The 5,085-nt window shown below is 69.5% G+C and carries 4 protein-coding genes and 1 tRNA gene; 3 read left to right on the plus strand and 2 right to left on the minus strand.

Going from position 1 to position 5,085, the window contains the following annotated elements:
* Positions 1-68: 68 nt before the first annotated feature.
* Both QM572_RS12975 and QM572_RS12980 read right to left on the minus strand, forming a co-directional pair.
* Entirely contained in the window at positions 69-2,003 is a 1,935-nt protein-coding gene (locus QM572_RS12975) for an HAD family acid phosphatase (RefSeq protein ID WP_415093756.1), read from the minus strand.
* Positions 2,004-2,176: 173 nt separating this feature from the next.
* Entirely contained in the window at positions 2,177-2,911 is a 735-nt protein-coding gene (locus QM572_RS12980) for a response regulator (RefSeq protein WP_415093758.1), read from the minus strand.
* Positions 2,912-3,110: 199 nt separating this feature from the next.
* On the opposite strand from QM572_RS12980, the gene QM572_RS12985 reads away from it, so the two are divergent.
* From QM572_RS12985 to QM572_RS12995, 3 genes are all read left to right on the plus strand, one after another.
* Positions 3,111-3,186 (plus strand) — tRNA-Arg (locus tag QM572_RS12985).
* A 92-nt stretch (positions 3,187-3,278) separates the two neighbouring features.
* Complete coding sequence (locus QM572_RS12990) at positions 3,279-4,637, plus strand: LCP family protein (protein WP_415093760.1); 1,359 nt, start codon at positions 3,279-3,281, stop codon at positions 4,635-4,637.
* Positions 4,634-4,813, plus strand: a complete 180-nt coding sequence (locus QM572_RS12995) for a hypothetical protein (RefSeq protein WP_415093762.1) — start codon at positions 4,634-4,636, stop codon at positions 4,811-4,813. Before QM572_RS12990 ends, QM572_RS12995 begins: the two co-directional genes overlap by 4 nt.
* Positions 4,814-5,085: the final 272 nt, after the last annotated feature.

Consider the following 5,085-nt stretch of genomic DNA (forward strand, 5'->3'; position numbering starts at 1 on the left):
CATCTCGGGGGGCGCCCCGCGCCCCCCCGGGGGGCCCGGGCGCCCCCACGACTCGTGGATGCCCTGGCTCAGGGCAGGTAGTAGGTCGGGTTCGGGAGCTTGTAGCTCGCGTCGGCGTACCCGCCCTTGAGGTCGCTGTACTGGTCACCCAGGTTGGCGACGATGTCGAAGCCGCGGCTGGTCTCGAGCATCTTGCGGGTGCCCGACTTGTACTCGATCGTCGAGCAGGCGGGGGTGCCGTCGCTCGCGCAGTCGAGGTAGCTCGGGATGACCGACGGCTTGGTGTAGTAGTTCGCCGCGGTGAACTGGGTGTAGCCGACCTTGGCCAGGTTCCCGAGGGTGGCGTCCTTCTGGCTGTCACCGCGGCCGGTGAGCCCGATGATCGTGCAGCCCGCGCCGGAGACCTTGGCGACGAGGTCGACCATGCCCGGCGTGGCCGGGAACTTCTGCGGCTGGACCCAGTCGTTGTTCTGGACCGTGGAGCTGAAGACGAACTTCATGGCGCCGTCCTCCATGTCGTAGGTCCACAGCGTGGTGTCGTCGGCGTCGAGGACGACGGCCGGCGTGCCCGGGATGGTGATCTTGCTCCAGGCGGTCTGCCGCGCGGCGAGGGTGTGCTTGGCGGAGGCGAGCTTGCGCTTCGCCTTCCGCTTGGCGCTCTTGCCGTGCGCCTTGCGGAGGGCCTTGGTCGCCTTCTTCACCGCCGCGGACGCCTTGCGGACGGCCTTCTGCGCGGCCGCCTTCTTGGTCGTGGCGGTCTTGATCGCCGTGGTCTTCGAGGTGCAGTCACCGGCGATCGTGGTCGCCCAGCTCGACGCCAGCGAGGTGATCTCGGAGATGTAGGGCGAGGACGTCTTGTTGGCGATGCCGCTGGTGGCGGCGTACCACGCCCGGATCTCGGTGCGGACCGGGTCGATGTTGGGGATGCCGTCGCCCTTGGCGCCGTCGGTCGCGAAGGTCGAGCCGTCGGCGGCCATCGTGTAGCTCGACGCGGGCTGCAGGGTCGCGGACTGGTCGTCGCTGCCGACGTGGACCGCGTCGAGGTTGGGGCTGGAGAGGAAGTACGTCGGGTTCGGGATCTTCCAGCCCTGGTTGGCGTAGCCGCCCCACAGGTCGGAGAGCTGGTCGCCGACGTTGCCGACGATCTCCACGTCGTCCGCGTCCTCGATGTGCTTGCGGGTCTGCGCCTTGTACTCCACCGTCGTGCACTTGTAGGAGTTCGGCTTGCCGCTGACGATCGTCGTGCACTGGCCGTTCTTGATGTAGTCGGGCACCGTCGTGGCGTCGTACGACGAGCTGCCGGTCTCCCACTTCGTGTAGACGTTCGCCGAGGTGAAGATCGGGTCGCTCGAGGAGTCGACGAACCCGGCCGCGGTGAGGTTGTCGATGGTGGCCTGCTTCTGCGAGGCCGGGCGGCCGGTGACGACGTAGAGCTTGTAGCCGCGGGCGGCGAGGGTCTTCACCAGGTCGGCCGAGCCCGGGACCTCCGGGAAGCAGTAGGCGCCGGTCTTGACGGCGCCGTAGTCGGTGCCGTCCGCCGCGAGGCAGCTGCTGCCGGTCACCCACGCCGCGTTGGAGGTCGCGTCGTAGTTGAAGTTGGAGCCCTTGTCCTCGTAGTCGTAGTTCCACAGCAGCGTGTCGTCGGTGTCGAAGACGATCGCCTTGGTGCCGATGTCGCTGCCGGTCAGCGCCGGGTAGGCCGCCTCGATCTGGCTCTCGATGCCGGCGACCTCGGTGATGTAGGGCGACGCAGTGCGGTTGGCGAGGCCGGAGGAGGCCTTGTAGTAGGCGCGGATCGAGGACTTCACCGAGTCGACGTTCGGGATGTCCTCACCCGAGGAGGGCAGCGTGACCGAGCCGGTGGTGGCGTCGACCTTGAAGGTGAAGGTGGTCTTCGGCGTGAGCGCCGAGTCGTCGGCGAAGGCCGGAACGGTGGTTCCCACCAGCGCCGCGGTGGTGGCCGCGGCTGCCGCGGCGAGAAGGGCGGGTCGTCGGAGTGGCACGGAGAGCTCCCGGAGGTCGAAGGGAGCATCAGGTTAGGACGCCTATGTATCGGAAGTGAATACATGTGATGACGGTGCCGAAACGATTGTTTCGGGATCCACGGGTGCCGGATCCGGTCCCGTTGCCCGCCGCCCCAGCGGCGGCAGCTGCTGGTGAACCGCCCCCGCCGGAGTCAGCGCGACAGCTCGGAGAGCAGGCTCACCATGCTGGTGGCGGTCGGCATGGACCGCTGCTGGGGGATGGTCGGCGCGCCGGCCGCCTGCTCGCCGCGGAGCTTGAGCGCGAGGACGGCCGCCTGCGTGCGGTGCTGCACGCCGAGCCGAGCCAGGAGCCCGGTCACGTGGTTCTTGACCGTCTTCTCGGCGAGGTAGAGCCGCTCGGCGATCTGCCGGTTGGTGAGGCCCTCCGCGATGAGGAAGAGGATCTTCGACTGCTGCGGGGTCAGGTCCGCCATGAGGTCGAGCGTGCGACGGTGGAACTGCACCTGCTGCACCACGCGGGCGGCGACGGCCGGGTCGATCAGGCTGTGCCCGCTGGCGATCAGCCGGACGCCGGAGACCAGCGAGGTGCCCTCGATCTGCTTGAGCACGAAGCCGGAGGCGCCCGCGAGGATCGCCGCGGAGATCGCGTTGTCGTCGTCGTACGACGTCAGGATGAGGGCCTTGATGGCGGGGTCCGCCGCGCGTACCTGGCGACAGACGTCGATGCCCGAGCCGTCGGGGAGGGTGGCGTCGAGGACGCAGACGTCGGGCTTGGCGGCGAGGATCGCGGCGACGGCTCCGGTCGCCGAGTCGGTCTCCCCGACGACCTTGATGTCTCCCTCCGCCTCCAGCAGGCTCTGCACGCCGCGCCGGACGATCTCGTGGTCGTCGACGAGGAAGACCCGCACGTTGATTCCCTGTCCCATGCGTGAATCATCGGCACTCGGGACGAAAGTCGCAGCATTTGGGCGGCTCGATCTGGGCAAAATGGGCTCCCTGGACCAGGGATGGCCCGAACGGGCCATGCCGGAGTGACCAAAGTCCCTCCGGACACCGACCCGATTCGGGTACTCGGCAGGGTCTGCGCCAGGATGGTCCGCGCCGGTCCGGCAGCGGACCGGCTCCGCCCTCGTAGCTCAGGGGATAGAGCGTCGGTTTCCTAAACCGTGCGTCGCAGGTTCGAATCCTGCCGGGGGCACCACCGCGCATCTCCCAGGCCGCGTACGACGTCGTGCGCGGCCCGGTGAGCACGCACTTTGGGGCATTCTCAGGATTTCGCGCAACAATGTCGCGGTGAGCGACGCCGAGGACCATCCCGACGTCGCTCCTGCCGACTCCGGGCAGTCCCGGGACCCGCGCGTCGCGGTCCGGTCGACGTCCCGCACCGGCCGCGGATCGGGTGGCGGCCGGCGCCGCGCCCGCACCCGCAAGAGGCACACCGTCGGCAGGGTCCTGCTCTCCACGCTCCTGGTCCTGGCGCTGGTCTCGGCGATGTCGGTCGCCTACTTCTACCGCCACCTCAACGGCAACCTCAACCAGGTCGCCATCGACGGCGACATCATCGGCGACCGCGCCGACGTCGCCGACGACGTCGACACCGGCCCGTCCGGCCCGATCAACATCCTGGTCATGGGCACCGACACCCGCTCCTGCGACGGCTGCGACATCGACGGCCTCAACGGCGAGGGCGGCTCGGACACCACGATCCTGCTCCACCTGTCCGCCGACCGGAAGCGCGCCTACGGCGTCTCCATCCCGCGCGACTCCCTCGTCGACCGTCCGGCGTGCAAGGACAAGGACGACAAGTCGGTCATCCATCCGGCGGCGACGGGCCAGATGTGGAACGCCGCGTTCGCGTACGGCGGTGCCGCCTGCACCGTGGCGCAGTTCGAGCTCAACACCGACATCCACGTCGACCACTACGTGACGGTCAACTTCGCCAGCTTCAAGAACATGGTCGACGCCATCGGCGGCGTCGAGGTGTGCGTGCCCGAGGACATCCACTCCGAGGAGTACGGCATCTACATCAAGAAGGGCACCCGCAAGATCAGCGGCAAGCAGGCGCTCGCCTACGTCCGCGTCCGGCACGGCATCGGCGACGGCTCGGACATCGGCCGGGTCAAGCGGCAGCAGGCCTTCATCGGCGCGATGGTCGGGCAGGTGCTCTCCGCCGACACGCTCGCCAACCCGGTCAAGGTGACGAAGTTCCTCAACGCCGCCACCAAGTCGCTCACCCTCGACATGGACCTCACCGACCTGGTCAAGCTGGCGCTGCAGTTCAAGGGCGTCGGCGCCGACGGCATCCAGTTCATCACCGTCCCGTGGGCGCCGCCGGCCTCGGACCCCAACCGCGTCGAGTGGACCGCCGACGCCGACGTCCTGTGGCGCCGGCTCAAGCACGACAAGACGCTGCCGGCCAGCCTGACCACCGACGCGATCCACGTCGACCACCTGCCCGGCCAGACCGCCTCCGCGAGCGCCTCCGAGAGTGCTTCGGCCACCGAGTCGCCCTCGGCGTCGGAGTCCGCGAGCTCGTCGGCCACGACCTCGCCCTCGACCTCCGGCTCCCCGTCGTCCTCGCCGACCCTCGAGGCCAACGGTCGCACGGCCGAGGAGAACGCCGCCCTCGAGGCCGCCGGGCTCTGCACGTGAGCGAGGACCGTACGCCGACGGGCGAGCCGGACTGGAAGCGCCGGCGTCGCCTCGCCGAGATCTTCGGCGACGAGCTCCCCGAGCAGACCTCCGACGACCGCGAGGAGCCCCGCCCGAAGCGGGACGCGGACACCTGGCTCGAGGAGCAGGTCCCGCCGCACCACGGGAAGACCTGACCGCCCCCCGCCCCCGCAAATGCATGATTTTGTACGGCGTGTCGGAGCCACTCGCGGGGTGTCATCGCACAAATGCATGATTCTGGCGGGCTGTGGAGAGCCGGCCGCACCGAGGGCCGGATCGGCCTAGCGTGCGAGGCATGGTCTCTCGGGTCACCTCCCGTCCGGCGCTGCGTCCGGCGCTGCGCCGCCGGCTGCGGCGTGCCGTCCTCGGTCACCGGCGGCTGATCGCGGCCGGGCTGGCGGCCGTGGCCGTCGCGGCCGCCCTCCAG

Source organism: Nocardioides sp., from assembly GCF_047607365.1.
Classification (GTDB): Bacteria; Actinomycetota; Actinomycetes; order Propionibacteriales; family Nocardioidaceae; genus Nocardioides.

What these genes read in the sequence shown, in the direction of transcription:
- QM572_RS12980 (WP_415093758.1), bottom strand. Translation starts at nt 2,911, where the DNA reads ATGGGACAGGGAATCAACGTGCGGGTCTTCCTCGTCGACGACCACGAG.